This window comes from Sphingomonas sp. FARSPH (genome assembly GCF_003355005.1).
Lineage (GTDB): Bacteria > Pseudomonadota > Alphaproteobacteria > Sphingomonadales > Sphingomonadaceae > Sphingomonas.
Genome location: NZ_CP029985.1, coordinates 1,417,934 through 1,432,652, shown reverse-complemented (window position 1 = coordinate 1,432,652; position 14,719 = coordinate 1,417,934). Strand labels below are relative to the sequence as shown.

Annotated in this window: 12 protein-coding genes; 9 read left to right on the top strand and 3 right to left on the bottom strand. The window is 68.8% G+C overall.

Going from position 1 to position 14,719, the window contains the following annotated elements; genetic code table 11:
- Positions 1–31 precede the first annotated feature (31 nt).
- Positions 32–355 carry an antibiotic biosynthesis monooxygenase family protein gene (locus DM480_RS06990; protein ID WP_115378189.1) on the top strand — a complete coding sequence of 108 codons (324 nt, stop codon included), beginning with the start codon at positions 32–34 and terminating at the stop codon, positions 353–355.
- A 50-nt stretch (positions 356–405) separates the two neighbouring features.
- Positions 406–1,635 carry an MFS transporter gene (locus DM480_RS06985; protein ID WP_232834188.1) on the top strand — a complete coding sequence of 410 codons (1,230 nt, stop codon included), beginning with the start codon at positions 406–408 and terminating at the stop codon, positions 1,633–1,635.
- A gap of 2 nt (positions 1,636–1,637) precedes the next feature.
- Here the strand turns inward: DM480_RS06985 and DM480_RS06980 are convergent, their stop codons facing one another.
- The gene (locus DM480_RS06980) at positions 1,638–3,911 is read right to left on the bottom strand and encodes a CDC48 family AAA ATPase (protein WP_115378187.1); all 2,274 of its coding nucleotides are present in this window, start codon (positions 3,909–3,911) and stop codon (positions 1,638–1,640) included.
- Positions 3,912–4,206: 295 nt separating this feature from the next.
- Here DM480_RS06980 and DM480_RS06975 point away from each other — a divergent pair, with 295 nt between their 5' ends.
- Both DM480_RS06975 and DM480_RS06970 read left to right on the top strand, forming a co-directional pair.
- The gene (locus DM480_RS06975) at positions 4,207–5,115 is read left to right on the top strand and encodes a LysR substrate-binding domain-containing protein (protein ID WP_115378186.1); all 909 of its coding nucleotides are present in this window, start codon (positions 4,207–4,209) and stop codon (positions 5,113–5,115) included.
- 59 nt (positions 5,116–5,174) lie between these two features.
- A complete protein-coding gene (locus tag DM480_RS06970) occupies positions 5,175–5,342 on the top strand; it encodes a Flp family type IVb pilin (RefSeq protein ID WP_115378185.1) in 168 nt (55 codons plus the stop codon).
- A 44-nt stretch (positions 5,343–5,386) separates the two neighbouring features.
- On the opposite strand, the gene DM480_RS06965 is transcribed toward DM480_RS06970, so the two are convergent.
- Positions 5,387–5,848 (bottom strand): peptidylprolyl isomerase, encoded by a 462-nt coding sequence (locus DM480_RS06965; protein ID WP_115378184.1) that lies wholly within the window; start codon positions 5,846–5,848, stop codon positions 5,387–5,389.
- A gap of 109 nt (positions 5,849–5,957) precedes the next feature.
- Here DM480_RS06965 and mgtE point away from each other — a divergent pair, with 109 nt between their 5' ends.
- The 5 genes from mgtE to DM480_RS06940 all read left to right on the top strand — a co-directional run bounded on the left by mgtE (position 5,958) and on the right by DM480_RS06940 (position 13,662).
- Positions 5,958–7,364: a magnesium transporter gene (mgtE, locus tag DM480_RS06960; protein WP_115380964.1), complete on the top strand. Its 1,407-nt coding sequence runs from the start codon at positions 5,958–5,960 to the stop codon at positions 7,362–7,364.
- A gap of 19 nt (positions 7,365–7,383) precedes the next feature.
- On the top strand, positions 7,384–7,788 hold the full coding sequence (locus DM480_RS06955; RefSeq protein WP_115378183.1) for a DUF1489 family protein: 405 nt from the start codon (positions 7,384–7,386) through the stop codon (positions 7,786–7,788).
- A gap of 128 nt (positions 7,789–7,916) precedes the next feature.
- The gene (locus DM480_RS06950; protein WP_198665917.1) at positions 7,917–9,017 is read left to right on the top strand and encodes a serine hydrolase; all 1,101 of its coding nucleotides are present in this window, start codon (positions 7,917–7,919) and stop codon (positions 9,015–9,017) included.
- A gap of 225 nt (positions 9,018–9,242) precedes the next feature.
- Positions 9,243–12,008, top strand: coding sequence for a DNA polymerase I (gene polA / locus DM480_RS06945; RefSeq protein ID WP_115378181.1), 2,766 nt, complete (start codon positions 9,243–9,245; stop codon positions 12,006–12,008).
- 133 nt (positions 12,009–12,141) lie between these two features.
- The gene (locus DM480_RS06940) at positions 12,142–13,662 is read left to right on the top strand and encodes a lipopolysaccharide biosynthesis protein (RefSeq protein WP_115378180.1); all 1,521 of its coding nucleotides are present in this window, start codon (positions 12,142–12,144) and stop codon (positions 13,660–13,662) included.
- Positions 13,663–13,810: 148 nt separating this feature from the next.
- Here the strand turns inward: DM480_RS06940 and DM480_RS06935 are convergent, their stop codons facing one another.
- Positions 13,811–14,536, bottom strand: a complete 726-nt coding sequence (locus DM480_RS06935) for a hypothetical protein (protein ID WP_310596141.1) — start codon at positions 14,534–14,536, stop codon at positions 13,811–13,813.
- Between the last annotated feature and the right edge of the window lie 183 nt (positions 14,537–14,719).

The following is a 14,719-nucleotide window of genomic DNA, read 5'->3' as shown; positions in this document are numbered from 1 at the left end:
CGCGATCGGATGCGGACACGCCGGGGGATGGATGGACGGCGAGCGGCGCGGGCAGGTGGCGGTGATCTTCACGTCGCGGCGGACGGACGCGGATGCGGACGGCTATGACGCGGCGGCGGCGCGGATGGACGCGCTCGCCGCGCGACAGCCCGGCTATCGCGGCGTGGACAGCGTGCGCGGACCCGATGGATATGGCATCACCGTCAGCTATTGGGCGGACGAGGCGGCGGCGATCGCGTGGCGCCACCATCCCGATCATGCGGCGATCCGCGCGCTCGGGCGCGAGCTTTGGTATGAGGATTACACCGTCACCGTCGCCGCGGTGACGCGCGATTACCGCTGGCGGCGCGCGTGAGCCGCGCCGTCAGCGCAGCCGACCGCCGTTTTGCGCTGCTGTTCGTCGTGATGCTGACGATCGCGGCGGGCAATACCGCCTTGCAATCGGTGCTGCCCGCGCTGGGGCGCGCGCTTGGCGTCGCGGACCAGGCGGTGGCGGCGGCCTTTTCGGTATCGGCGCTGCTATGGGTGATCGCCGCGCCGTTCTGGGCGGCGCGATCGGATCGGCACGGACGGCGCGCGATGATCCTTACCGGGCTCGCCGGCTTCGCGATATCGCTGTTGCTGTGCGGCAGCTTCCTTGCGGCCGGCATCAACGGCTGGATCGGCGGCACGGCGGCGTTCGGACTCTTCATCGCCGGCCGGCTGATCTACGGCAGTTGCGGATCGGCCGCGCCGCCGGCGGTGCAGGCGCTGGTCGCGGGCGAGACGGGGCGCGAGGAGCGGACGCGGGCGCTGACCCTGCTCGCCTCCGCCTTCGGGCTCGGTACGATCCTGGGACCGGCGATCGCGCCCTATCTGCTGCTCGGCCGGGTCGGCGGGGTGGAGATCGGGCTGGCGGGCCCCGCCTTCGTCTTTGCGGGCTTCGGCATCGCGGTCGCGCTGGCGGTCCGCGCGATCCTGCCCGACGACCGGCTCGGCGCGCATCCCGGGCACGGCGTATCGTCCGCCTATCCCTCGATCGGCGGTGCGCCGACGGGCGCGAGCGTCGCCGCGGCGACGCAGCCGCATGCCGAGACGGTACGCTTCGCAGACCCGCGCGTGCGCGGCTGGATGATCGCGGGCCTCGTCGCCGGCCATGCGCAGGCGGTGGCGAGCCAGGTGATCGGCTTTCTCGTCATCGACCGCCTGCACCTCGCGCCCGCCGCCGCGCTGGCGCCGACGGGGATCGTGCTGATGATGGGCGCGGGCGCGGCGTTGCTGGTGCAATGGGGCGTCATCCCGCTGCTCGGGCTCAGCCCGCGGCGGCTGGTGCTGATCGGCGCAATGCTCGCCGCGGCAGGATGCGCGCTGACCGGCATCGCCACCTCGCTCTACGGCATCGCCACCGCTTATGCGCTCGCCAATCTCGGCTTCGGCTTCACCCGGCCGGGCTTCACCGCCGGCGCGAGCCTCGCGGTCGGCCCCGCCGCGCAAGGCGCGGTCGCGGGCAAGGTGACGAGCGTCAACGGCGCCAGTTTCGTGCTGGGCCCCTCGATCGGCATCGGCCTCTACGAACTGGCGCACCCGGCGCCGTATCTGGTCGTCGCGGGTGCGCTGGTCCTGCTCGCCGCCTACGGCATGCGCGCGCTACGCTGACGCTATGGCGCCTTGCGCGCAGGCATCGCGAAGCCGATCGGCTGGATCGCCGCCGCGTCCTGCTTCAGCCGCGCGGCGATCTGTTCGTAATCCTTCTCCATCTCCGGCGTGACGCTGGCCCGCGCCTCGCCCAGTGCGTCCTCGAAGTCGCTCATATAGACTTCCTGTGCACTCACCGAGCGGCGCAGCGCGATCAGGCCGGCGCGGCGCACGACATCCTCGAGGTCCGCACCGGTGAACCGATCCGTCCGCGCCGCGATCACGTCGAGGTCTACGTCAGCCGCGAGCGGCATCTTGCCGGTCTGGATCGCAAGAATCCGTCGCCGGCCTTCCATGTCGGGCACGCCGACGTAGATCAGCTCGTCGAAGCGGCCGGGCCGCAGCAGCGCAGGATCGACGAGATTGGGCCGATTGGTGGCCCCGATCACGACGACGGACTGCAGTTCCTCCAGCCCGTCCATCTCGGCGAGGATCGTGTTGACGACGCGCTCGGTCACCTGCGGCTCGCCCAGCCCGCCGCCGCGCGCGGGGACGAGGCTGTCGAGCTCGTCGATAAAGATCACGGTCGGCGCGACCTGGCGCGCGCGCGCGAACAGCCGGCTGATCTGCTGTTCGCTCTCGCCATACCATTTGCTCAGCAGATCGCTCGACTTGGTGGCGATGAAGTTCGCCTCCGCCTCGCGCGCGACCGCCTTCGCCAGCAACGTCTTGCCCGTGCCCGGCGGGCCGTAAAGCAGGAAGCCCTTGGCGGGACGGATGCCGAGCCGCCGGAACGCGTCGGGGTTTCTGAGCGGCAGTTCGACGCCCTCCTTCAGCCGCTCCTGCGCCTTGTCGAGGCCGCCGACATCCTCCCAGCGGACGCGCGGCGCCTCGACCATCACTTCACGCATCGCGCTCGGCTGGACGCGCTTCAGCGCCTCGAGGAAGTCGTCGCGCGTCACCGACAGCGTGTCGAGCACCTCGGCGGGGATCGTCCGCTCCTCGAGGTTCAGCCTGGGCATGATTCGGCGCACCGCTTCGATCGCCGCCTCGCGCGTCAGCGCGGCGAGGTCGGCACCGACGAAACCGTAGGTCGTGCGCGACAGTTCGGCGAGGTCGACGCCCTCCGCCAACGGCATGCCGCGGGTGTGGATGCCCAGAATTTCGCGCCGGCCACGTTCGTCGGGCACGCCGACGACGATCTCGCGATCGAACCGGCCGGGCCGGCGCAGCGCCTCGTCGATCGCCTCCGGCCGATTGGTCGCGGCGATCACGACCAGATTGGCTCGCGCCTCCAGCCCGTCCATCAGCGTCAGCAACTGCGCGACGACGCGCTTTTCCGCCTCGCCCTGCACGTTGCCGCGCTTGGGCGCGATCGAGTCGATCTCGTCGATGAAGACGATCGACGGCGCGCTCTTCGCCGCTTCCTCGAAAATCTCGCGCAGCCGCCCTTCCGATTCGCCATAGGCGGAACCCATGATCTCCGGCCCGTTGATCAGGAAGAATTGCGCGTCGCTTTCGTTCGCGACCGCGCGGGCGAGGCGGGTCTTGCCGGTGCCCGGCGGGCCGTAAAGCAGCAGACCCTTGGGCGGCTCGACGCCGAGCCTTTCGAACAGTTCGGGGTAGCGCAGCGGCAGTTCGACCATCTCGCGCAGCTGGTCGATCGTGGTCGCCATGCCGCCGATGTCGTCATAGGTGACGTCGGCACGACGCGCTTGCTGCGGCTCTTCATATTCGGGGCGCAACTCCACCTCGGTATTCTCGTCGATATGCACGACGCCCTTCGGGCTGGCCGAGACGACCGCGAGGCGGATTTCCTGCAGCGCATAGGCGGGCGCGTTCATGAATTGCTGCACGCCCGGCGGCATGTTGGTGACGCGTTGCTGGCCGGCGGTGGCGACGATGTCGCCCTGCGCGAGCGGGCGGCCGAAGAAGGTGCGCTTCAGCGCCTGTACCGACCCCTGAAGTCGCAGATTCTGCTGTGCCGGTGCGAAGACGACGCGCGTCGCGGGCTTCGATTCGACGCGGCGCACCTCGACGAAATCCCCCGCACCGACGCCGGCGTTGGCGCGCTGCAGCCCATCGATGCGCAGAACGTCGATGCCCTCGTCCTCGGGATAGGGGCCGACCGCACGTGCGGGCGTCGATTGCTTGCCGACGATCTCGATGACGTCGCCCTCGCCGACGCCCAGTGCCGCCATCAGGCTGCGCGGCAGGTGCGCGAGACCCCGGCCCGAATCCTCCGGGCGCGCATTCGCGACCTGGATCTTGCGCTGCGGGGCGTCGCCATCGGCCATGATCTGTCCTTCTTGCCGTTCAAAATGCAATTCGAAGCGCGCGAGGTAGGAAGCCGGTTCCTGCGATGCGAGCCCGGCGCCGACCGCGTGAGGACAAAAAAAGGGCCGCGTCCATGAAGGAGCGGCCCGTGAAAGTTTTTAGGAGAGGATGCCTGAAAGGCCCGATCCGTTTGCTTCGATGTGGATCATGTTGCAAGTGCGAAGAGCGCAGGTTATGATTGCAGAAGTTGCAACCGTCGTTGACTTGATGGTGCGATCGGTCGTTCCACCGACCTGGCAAGAGGGTTAAGGGATCATGCGCAGGCTGCCGCCGCTTGGCGCGATCGAGGCGTTCGTGCAGGTCGCACGATTGGGATCGGTGAAGGCCGCCGCCGCCGAACTCGCGCTCTCGGCACCGGCGCTCAGCCGCCGCGTCCAGTCGCTCGAACGGTTCGTCGACCGCCCGCTGTTCGAGCGGCGGCACCAGGCGATGATCCTCAACGTCGATGGCGAACGGCTGCTCGCGCAACTCGCGCCGTTGCTCGATTCGCTGTCGGACGCGGTCGAATCGCTGACCGGGACGGTGGAGGTGCTGCGCGTGCGTCTCGGCGTGCTGCCGCTGTTCGCATCGCAGCGGCTGTTCCCGCACCTCGGCAAGCTGCGCCACGAGCATCCCGAACTGCATCTCGACATCGACACCGCGGGCCACGGCGTCGTGCGGCTGGGCGAAGGGCTCGATGCGGTCGTCGCGCTGGCGCGCGAGGTCGACCCGTCGCTCTATGCCAAGCGGCTCGACCGCAACTCCGTCTATGTCATCGGCGCGCGGACGCTGCTGGACGGCCCCGATCCGGTCACGCGGCCCGAGCAATTGTCGCGGCTGACCGCGTTGATCCATCGCGAGATGCCCGACACGATTTCCGCCTGGCGCGACGCCATCGGCCTTGGTGACGTCGAACCGCTCGCCACCGATTATTTCGATTCGGGCGTGCTGATGCTGGAGGCGGCGGCGCAGGGGCTGGGCGTCGCCTTCATGCACGCGAGCCATTTCGAAAATGCGAAAGACCCGCGTCTCGTCAGGCTGTTCGATATCGAGGTCGACAGCCCGTACAGCCACTGGTTCGTGTGCCGCCCGCGCGCGTTGCAGCAGCGCCCGGTGAAACTGTTCCACGACTGGCTGATCCGCACTTTGGGCGAGGACAGCAAAGGCGATCGCGCGGCGGCGTAAACCGCCCGTCAACCAGTCCCCGTGCCAATGGCGCGCGTCAAAAAAACGGGAGAAAAACGATGACGCCATTCCACCGGCTGCGGCGCGATCGCCGCGGCGCGACCGCGATCGAATACGGGCTGATCGCGGCGTTGATCGCGGTCGCCGCGATCGCCGCGATGAAGGGCCTGGGCGGCAAGTTGCAGATGACGTTCAGCAACGTGTCGTCGAACATGAAGGTCAGCTGACCGGATGCGGCGGACCGGATGCGATGCCGGTCCGCCGCCGGCCGTCAGGCGGCGCGCGCCGTGACGATCTTGCCGGGGTTCGCGGGCGGCTCGCCCTTCGGCAGCGCGTCGATGAGGTCCATGCCGTCGGTCACTTCGCCCCAGACGGTGTACTGGCCGTCGAGGAAGCGCGCATCGTCGAAGCAGATGAAGAACTGGCTGTTCGCCGAGTTCGGGTCCATCGTCCGCGCCATCGAGCAGACGCCGCGCACGTGCGGCTCCTTGTTGAATTCCTGCTTCAGGTTGGGCTTGGTCGACCCGCCCGTGCCATTGTGGTTCCCGCCGTCGCCGCCCTGCGCCATGAAGCCGGGGATGACGCGGTGGAAGGGCACACCGTCGTAGAAGCCCTCGTTGGCGAGCTCGGCGATGCGCGCAACGTGGTTCGGCGCGAGATCGGGACGTAGGCGGATCGTGACGTCGCCCCCTTCGAGGGTGAGCGTCAGCGTCTGATAATCGGTGTCGGCCATGATCGGCTCCTCTTGTTGCTGGCGGGCAGGTAGTGTCGCTTCGTCCCGCTGGCAAATGGCGAAACGTGCGGGTAAGGCCGGCCGCGCGCGAACCGGAAGGGAGGCGGCGATGAGCGAGCACGAACTTCCCGAGGTGATCGACGAGGACGGCGAGACCGAACTCGACGAGGACGACCGGCTGCGTCCCGAATTCGTCGATGCGGTGCTCGAGGCGGTGCGCGAGCATAACGACGAGGAAGCGCGCGAGCTCGTCGAGCCGCTCCACCCCGCCGACCTCGCCGACCTTTTCGAGATCGTGCCGGAGGAGGATCGCGGCCCCCTCGCGCGCGCGGTCGCCGACCAGCTGAACGGCGACGTCTTCGCCGAGATGAACGATTACGTCCGCGAGACGCTGATCGATGCGCTCGAGCCGCATCAGGTCGCGGACATCGCCGCGGCGCTCGACACCGACGACGCGGTCGCGATCATCGAGGATATGGACGAGGACGAGCAGCGCGCCGTGCTGCGCGCGCTCGACCCCGACGATCGCGCCGCGATCGAGGAGGCTTTGTCCTACCCCGAGGAGTCCGCCGGCCGCCTGATGCAGCGCGAGCTGATCGCGGTGCCCGAGCATTGGACCGTCGGCGACGTCATCGATTTCCTGCGCAGCCACGAGGAACTGACGACCGATTTCTGGGAAATCTTCGTCGTCGATGCCGGCCATCACCCCGTCGGCACCTGCCAATTGTCGTGGATCCTGCGCACGCCGCGCGGCATCGCCATGTCGGACGTGATGAAGCGCGAACAGACGCTGATCCCGGTCGATATGGATCAGGAAGAGGTCGCGCTCCGCTTCCAGAAATATGCTTTGATCTCGGCCGCGGTGGTGGACGACGACGAGCGGCTGGTCGGCATGATCACCGTCGACGACATCGTCCACATCATCCAGCAGGAGGCGGGCGAGGACGCGCTGCGCCTGTCGGGCGCGGGCGAAGGCGACATCAACGAGCCGATCCGGCTGACCGTGAGGAGCCGCGTCGCCTGGCTGGTCGTCAATCTCGGCGCGACGATCCTCTCCGCGTCCGTCGTCGGGCTGTTCCAGGGCGAGATCGGCCGCTTCGCGCTGCTCGCCGCGCTGATGCCGATCGTCTCTGCGCTCGGCGGCAATGCCGGGACGCAGACGCTGGCGGTGGTGGTGCGCGCGCTCGCCACCAACCAGCTGACCAGTTCCAACACGCTGCGCATGCTGGTGCGCGAATTCCGCATCGCCTTGTGCAACGGCGTCGCGCTCGGCCTGGTCGGTGCGCTCGGCAGCTACGTCATCCTCGGCAACGCGCAACTGTCGCTCGTCTTCGCGCTCGCGATGATGATCAACAGCCTCGTCGCCGGGATCGTCGGCGTCGTCGTTCCCGTCGCGCTCGACAAGGCGAACGTCGATCCCGCCGTGTCCTCCGCGGTGTTCGTGACCACGGCGACTGACGTCATGGGCTTCTTCTCCTTCCTCGGCCTTGCGACCTTGTGGGGGTTGGGCAGTTGACCCACATGGGCTGCCGACCATGGCGCTTCACCTCACCAAAGTGGCGTTCGGCGCGACCAGCGTCGACCAGCTCGCCGACCGCCTGACCGCGCGCGCCGCCGATGGCCCGGTGTTCCTGACCACGCGCTACCTGCCCAAGCGGCACGAGGAGGTGGCGGGGCAAGGGTCGCTGTTCTGGATCGTCAAGCATCAGCTCGTCGCACGGTCGCCGATCCTGCATTTCGGCGAGGCGGAAGGCGGGCGCGTCGCGATCCATATCGATCCCGCGCTCATCCTCGTCCAGGCGCGGCCCAAGCGCGCGCATCAGGGCTGGCGCTATCTCGAGCCGGGCGATGCGCCCGCCGATCTCGGTGGCGATGCGACGGGCCTTGCCGCTTTGCCCCCCGCGCTGGTCGGCCGGCTGGCGGAACTCGCGCTGATCTGAACCACCGGCGCGCGATTCGGCGCGACAGAGCGGCGGCTCGTCGCAGCGACCGCCGCCCCCGGTTTCCCCGCGGCGATCCGCAGATAAGGGTCGGAACCGCACTCGCGACGAGGCCCTTCACCATCCGTATGTCCGCGTTCGGCCGCTCGGCCCCCCTTCTCTGTCTCATGCTCGCCGCCGCCTGCGGTTCGACCCAGCGCCCCGCCGGCAGCGCGCGCGCGCCCGTCGTCTCGCCGCCGGTCGAGGTGTCGATCCCGATCCCCGCGGTCGCGCCGCCCGCGCGCCGCGTCGCGCCCGCGCAGCTGGTCGAGCGGATCGATCGCCTCGCGGCCGGCTTCGATGGCAAGTTCGGCATCGCGATCCGCGCGGTGGACGAAGGCTGGACGGTCGCGTCCCCCGGCGCCCGCACGCGCATGCCGCAACAATCGGTCAGCAAATTGTGGGTGGCGATGACGCTGCTCGACCTGCGCGACCAGGGCAAGGCGCGGCTCGACGATCCGATCGTCGTGCGGCGCGAGGATCTGACGCTCTTCCATCAGCCGATCGCGATGCTGGTGAAGGGCGATGGCTATCACACCACGGTCGGCGAATTGCTGCGCCGCGCACTGACGATGAGCGACAATACCGCCAACGATCGGCTGCTGACCTATGTCGGCGGGCCCGCCGCGGTACGCGCCATGATCGAGCGCAAGCAGCTGGGCGACATCCGCTTCGGCCCGGGCGAGCGCCTGTTGCAGGCGCAAACCGCGGGGCTCACCTGGAACCAGGCGACGATGGCGACGGGCGGCGGGTTCGAGGCGGCGCGTTCGCGCCTGTCGCCCGCCGTACGCGCCGCCGCGCTCGACGCCTATGTCAACGATCCCCCCGATGGCGCCGCGCCGCTCGCGATCGCCGATGCGCTCGCCCGGCTGGCGCGCGGGGAATTGTTCACCGAGACGTCGACGCGCATCCTGCTCGATACGATGGGCGCCTCGATCACCGGTCGCGCCCGGCTGCGTTCGGCGCTGCCTGCGGGATGGAAGATCGCGCACAAGACCGGGACGGGGCAGGATTTGGGCAGCCGCAACGCGGGCTTCAACGACGTCGGCCTGCTGACCGCGCCCGATGGCCGCCGCTACGCGATCGCGGTGATGATCGGCGACAGCCGCCGTCCGATCCGCGAGCGGCAGGAACTGATCGCCGGCGTCGCGGCGGCGGTCGCCGACTATGCCGAAGGATCGCGGGGGTGACGTATCCTCCCCGCTCGCGGGGAGGTGGCAGCGCGCCAGCGCTGACGGAGGGGGATCGCCACGCAGCGCAGCGTCCGAGGTGAGCCCCCTCCACCAGCTTCGCTGGTCCCCCTCCCCGTGCCGGGGAGGATAGGTGACGGGAAGGCCACACTCCTGCCATATCCGTGCCGCAGCCTGCCGGAACGGGTTGGTCCGACCCCGCTAGTCGGCTAAGCGGCAGGGGCGATGCCCCATCTCTATCTCGTCGACGGCTCGGGCTATATCTTCCGCGCCTACCACCGGCTGCCGCCGCTCACCAACAAGCATGGCGAGCCGGTGGGCGCGGTCTATGGCTATACGACGATGCTGTGGAAGCTCGCCGACGACCTCCACAAGGCGGACGGGCCGACGCACATGGCGGTCATCCTCGACAAGTCGAGCCAGACGTTCCGCAACGAACTCTACGGCCAGTACAAGGCGCACCGCCCGCCGCCGCCCGAGGACCTGGTCCCGCAATTCCCGATGATCCGCGACGCGACGCGCGCCTTCTCGCTGCCGTGCATCGAGGAACAGGGGTGGGAGGCGGACGACCTGATCGCCAGCTACACCAAGGCGGCGCTGGCGCAGGGATGGCAGGTGACGATCGTCAGTTCCGACAAGGACCTGATGCAGCTGATGACCGATCCGTCGGTCGACATGCTCGACACGATGAACAACCGCCGACTGGGGCCGGACGCGGTCGTCGAGAAGTTCGGCGTCGGGCCGGAGAAGCTGGGCGACGTGCTCGCGCTGATGGGTGACAGCGTCGACAACGTGCCGGGCGTGCCGGGCGTCGGGCCGAAAACCGCGGCCAAGCTGATCCTGGAGCATGGCGATGTCGAGGGCGTGCTCGCCGCGGCGGAAGGCATGAAGAAGGGGAAGCTGCGCGACAATCTGATCGAGCATGCGGGCGCGGCGAGGCTCAGCCGCAAGCTGGTCGAGCTTGCCTGCGACGTGCCGCTGCCGCAGCCGCTGGAGGAACTGTCGCTGGCGGACGGCATTCCCGACGCGCCTTTGCGTGCCTTCCTCGACCATCACGGTTTCCGCTCTTTGCTCTCGCGTCTGGGCGAGGTGGCCGATGCGCCCGTTGCCGAATCGCCGACCGACGTCGCGTTCGACGACGACGAGCCAGCATGCGATCACGACGGCTACGAGACGGTCGTCGACGAGGGTGCGCTGGATCGCTGGATCACCGTCGCGCGGCACCAGGGCTGGGTCGCGATCGATACCGAGACGACCGCGAAGGATCCGATGCTCGCCGAGCTGGTCGGCGTGTCGATGGCGCTGGCGCCCAATCTCGCCTGTTACGTGCCGCTGGCGCATGGCGGCACCGACATGTTCGCCGAAAAGCCGCCGCAGCTTGGCATGGAGGCCGCGCTGGCGAAGCTGAAGCCGCTGCTGGAGGATCCGAGCGTCCTCAAGATCGGCCACAACCTGAAGTACGACATGATCGTGCTCGGGCGGCTGGGCGTCCGGGTCGCGCCCTATGACGACACGATCGTGATGAGCTTCGATCTCGATGCCGGACTGCACGGGCACGGCATGGACGAACTCGCCGCGACGCACCTGTCGCACAGCTGCATCGCGTACAAGGACGTCGTCGGCACCGGCAAGAAAGCGCTAGGCTTCCACGAGGTCGATCTGAAGGCGGCGACGAAATACGCCGCCGAGGATGCCGACGTGACGCTGCGATTGTGGCGACGGTTCGCCGCACGCCTGCCGGTGGAGAGCGGCACGCGCGTCTACCAGATGGTCGACCGGCCGCTGGTCGCGGTGATCGCCCGGATGGAGGCACGCGGCGTCAAGGTCGATCGCGAGAAGCTGGCGCAGCTGTCGGGCGACTTCGCCACGCAGATCGCCAGCCTGGAAGGCGTCGTCCACGACCTTGCCGGCGGGCCGTTCACGATCGGCAGTCCCAAGCAGCTGGGTGACGTGCTGTTCGAGCGCATGGGCCTGAAGGGCGGCCGCAAGGGCAAGAGCGGCGTCTATTCGACCGACGTCAACGAACTGGAACGGCTGGCGGCCGACCGGGATTCGCCGGGCGCGGAGATCGCGACCAAGGTGCTCGAATGGCGCCAGCTCACCAAGCTCAAGAACACCTATACCGATACGTTGCAGGAGCAGATCAACCCTGCGACGGGCCGCGTCCATACCAGTTACTCGCTGACCGGCGCGCAGACCGGGCGATTGTCGTCGACCGATCCCAATCTGCAAAACATCCCCATCCGCACCGAGGTCGGCCGCCAGATCCGCGACGCCTTCGTGGCGGAACCGGGCAACGTCATCCTCGCCGCCGACTATTCGCAGATCGAGCTGCGCCTTGCCGCGCACATGGCGGACGTGCCGCAGCTGCGCGAGGCGTTCGCGCGCGGCGACGACATCCACAGCCTGACCGCGCAGGAATTGTTCGGCGAGGTGACGCGCGACACGCGCGCCAGTGCCAAGACGATCAACTTCGCGATCCTCTACGGCATCAGCCGCTGGGGCCTCGCAGGGCGGCTGGATATCGGTGCCGACGAAGCGCAGGCGATGATCGACCGCTATTTCGAGCGGTTCCCGGGCATCAACCGCTACATCGCCGAAACGCTGACGCAGGTGCGCGAGCGCGGCTTCACCGAGACTTTGTTCGGCCGCAAGACGCATTTCCCGCGCATCCGCAGCAAGGTGCAGCACGAGCGCCAGGGCGCCGAACGCGCCGCGATCAACGCGCCGATCCAGGGAACGAGCGCCGACATCATCAAGCGCGCGATGGTGCGGATGGAACCCGCCCTCGCCGCCGCAGGGCTGCACGACGTGCGCATGCTGCTGCAGGTCCACGACGAACTCGTCTTCGAACTGCCCGAGGGCGATGTCGCGGCGGCGCGGCCGGTGATCGAACAGGTGATGGCGAACGCGGCGGCGCCGGCGGTGCAGCTGACCGTGCCGCTGGGCATCGAGATCGGCGTGGGGCCAAGCTGGGGAGCGGCGCATTGATCCGGGCCGTTCCGTACCCACCCTCACCCTCCCCACTCGCCTGCGGCGAGCGGGCCCCTTCCTTCTACCATCGGGAGAGGGAGGGAGGCGCGCCGCGCCGGAAGGGTGAGGGTGGCCGTACGGCCAGCCGTTGATGCCCGCCGAGTCCCAAGACATCGACGCGCTCGCCAAAGGGGGGCGCACCAATATCGCGGGCTTCGTCCTGCGGCTGGCGGCGCGAATCCCGTTCCTGTTCATCGCCGGACGCCTGTACGGCGCGGACCTAGTCGGGCGGTTCGCGCTGGCGGTGGTGGTGGTGGAGCTGGCAGCGCTGGTTGCGACGCTGGGCCTGAAACGCGGTCTTGCGCAGGCGCTGTCGTCCGCGGACGACCGGCCGCACGTCTGCGTCGTCTGGGATGCGCTGGCGGTCGCGTTCATCGCCTCCATCACCGCGAGCGGCATACTGATCGCCTTTCCCGAAGTGATGTATGCGAACACGCAGGTGACGGGGCTCGACCGGTTCCTGCCCTGCATCATCGTCGCCGTCGCGTGGTCCGACGTCAGCCTTGCCGCGCTCGCCTATCGCCACGACGTCAAGGCGGCGGTGACCGCGCGCGCGGTGGTGGAGCCGTGGACGATCTCGATCGCCGCCTGGGCCTTTTCCTTCTTCACGATCAAGGACGGGCTCGTCCTCTCCTATGTCGCGTCGATGACCGCCGCGCTGATCGCGAGCATGGTGCCGTTCCTGCGTAGTTACGGCCTGCCGCGCGACTGGTCGCCGCATCCGGGGGCGCTGTTCGCGCTTGCGCGCGCGAATGCGCCGCTCGCCGGCGCGGACGCGCTGGAATGGGGCAGCCGCAACGTCGACCGTTTCATCCTGGGCATGACGTTCGAACCCAAGGTGGTCGGCATCTATTATATGGCGCAGCAGGTCGCCTCGCTGCCGCAGAAGCTGAAGACCAGTTTCGACCCCATCCTGGGTCCGGTCATCACGCAAAGCCTCGCGATCGGCGATCGCACCGCCATCGCCAACCAGGTGCGCCAGGTCGCCTTCTGGATCATGGCGGCGCAGGGGGGGCTTGCGCTGATGGGATCGATTCCTGGCGAGGCGGTGATGGGCGTCGTCGGCCCGCAATTCGTCACGGGCAGTTACGCGCTCGGCTTCCTCCTCGTCGCGGAGGTGCTCGCCTCTACGGGGGCGGTGTGCGAATCGGCGCTCGTCTACACCGCGCGGCACCGCAATCTGATGATCTCGGTCCTGATGCTCGGCGTGCAGATCGCACTCAGCATCGGCCTGATCCTGGCGGCCCGCGCGCTCGGCTGGCCGCAGACGTGGCAGGCGGCGGGCCCCGCGCTGGCGCTGATGCTCAGCGTCGGGATGACCTCGATCATCAAGGCGCGGCTGCTCGGCCGGATATTGTCCGCCCCCGTGTCGCCGTGGCGCTGGCCGCTCGCCTCAGCGGCCGGCGCGGCGATCGTCGTCGGCGTCGCCTTCACGATGCTGCCACACCGACTGGAATGGGCGGAACTGCTGTTCGGCGAACCGGCGATCGCCGCGACCTATCTGTTCATATTGTGGCGCTTCGCCTTTGCGCCTGCGGATCGCGCGCTGTTCGGCAAGATGCCGCGGGCGGAGAGTGCGACGCTGCCCAACGTCGGCGCGCCGGTCGCCTAACCCGGCTTTCTACTGCGGACCGGGCGGCCGTGATCGGATCCGTGTTGCGCCGCAACGGCGCGACATCGATGCGGGGAGCCGGTGCAGTTTCTCGGATAGGACACGTCGATCCTTGATCGGTCGCCGCGTCGACGCCGCGTTCCGGCGATCAGAAGCGGAAGGCGGTGCCGACGTAGACCGACTGGCTGTCGCGACGATCGTCGTCGCCCAGCCGCGCGAGCCGTTCGCGATCGGACCGATAGCGCATGCCCGCGGTCAGATCGATGTGGCGGGTCAGCGAATAGGAACTCGACAGGTCCAGCGAATAGCTCGGCGCTTCCTCGACCAGCTTGTTGCTGTCGGCGAGCGGGCGATCCGTCGTGGCGGTCAGACGGCTGCTCGCGCGCCCGGCCTTGTAGGTGAGCGCGACGTCGGCAGTCTCGCGGCTGCCCGGCTGGAGGCCGAGATCGACGTGCGACACGTCGCCCGACAAGGCGAACCGCTTCCACGCGACCGACGCGCCCAGCGTGTAGGCGATCGGCTGAATACCCAGCGCAGTGGGCTTTGCCGGGCCGGTGCGGACGATGTCGTTCGCCGCGAGCGCCGCACGATTGGTCCGCGCGCGCACCGCGACGGTCACCGCGCGCTTGTCCTGCGTCGCTTCGGCCGGGGTGAACCGGAAGGCGGTGTCGTCGAGACCGGTGCGTGCCATCATCGCGGCAAGCCGCGGGTCGGCGGCGGCAGGCGTGAACGCACCGGAAAAGCGCAAGGGCGAAGCCGGGATGCGGCGGACGGTCTGGGCGCGTTCCGCGGCACCGAAGGCCGGCGCGACGGCGATACCGGTGGCGACCAGCGCCCCCGCCATCACTGCAGCCATCGCACGCTTCGCGTTCACGAGTCGAACCCCATCAGAATCCCGCAGCAACGCGCCTACCACGATTCGGCCGCACGCCAACACGCTCCTGTGCATCATCCGCGCCGGATTTTGTCCGACTGTTGCATCCTGCACACAGGTCGGCGGCCCCGGCGCGGCTCCTTGCGGGAAAAAGGGCGTCCCTGTAGGGATGAGGACGATTTC

Bases quoted from the DNA above. Each gene is read 5' to 3' on its own strand.
- mgtE (WP_115380964.1), top strand. From the start codon at position 5,958: ATGAGCGAGCACGAACTTCCCGAGGTGATCGACGAGGACGGCGAGACC.
- DM480_RS06965 (WP_115378184.1), bottom strand. From the start codon at position 5,848: ATGGCCGACACCGATTATCAGACGCTGACGCTCACCCTCGAAGGGGGC.
- DM480_RS06950 (WP_198665917.1), top strand. From the start codon at position 7,917: ATGTCCGCGTTCGGCCGCTCGGCCCCCCTTCTCTGTCTCATGCTCGCC.
- DM480_RS06975 (WP_115378186.1), top strand. From the start codon at position 4,207: ATGCGCAGGCTGCCGCCGCTTGGCGCGATCGAGGCGTTCGTGCAGGTC.
- DM480_RS06970 (WP_115378185.1), top strand. From the start codon at position 5,175: ATGACGCCATTCCACCGGCTGCGGCGCGATCGCCGCGGCGCGACCGCG.
- DM480_RS06940 (WP_115378180.1), top strand. From the start codon at position 12,142: ATGCCCGCCGAGTCCCAAGACATCGACGCGCTCGCCAAAGGGGGGCGC.
- DM480_RS06985 (WP_232834188.1), top strand. From the start codon at position 406: ATGCTGACGATCGCGGCGGGCAATACCGCCTTGCAATCGGTGCTGCCC.
- DM480_RS06990 (WP_115378189.1), top strand. From the start codon at position 32: ATGGACGGCGAGCGGCGCGGGCAGGTGGCGGTGATCTTCACGTCGCGG.
- DM480_RS06955 (WP_115378183.1), top strand. From the start codon at position 7,384: ATGGCGCTTCACCTCACCAAAGTGGCGTTCGGCGCGACCAGCGTCGAC.
- polA (WP_115378181.1), top strand. From the start codon at position 9,243: ATGCCCCATCTCTATCTCGTCGACGGCTCGGGCTATATCTTCCGCGCC.
- DM480_RS06980 (WP_115378187.1), bottom strand. From the start codon at position 3,911: ATGGCCGATGGCGACGCCCCGCAGCGCAAGATCCAGGTCGCGAATGCG.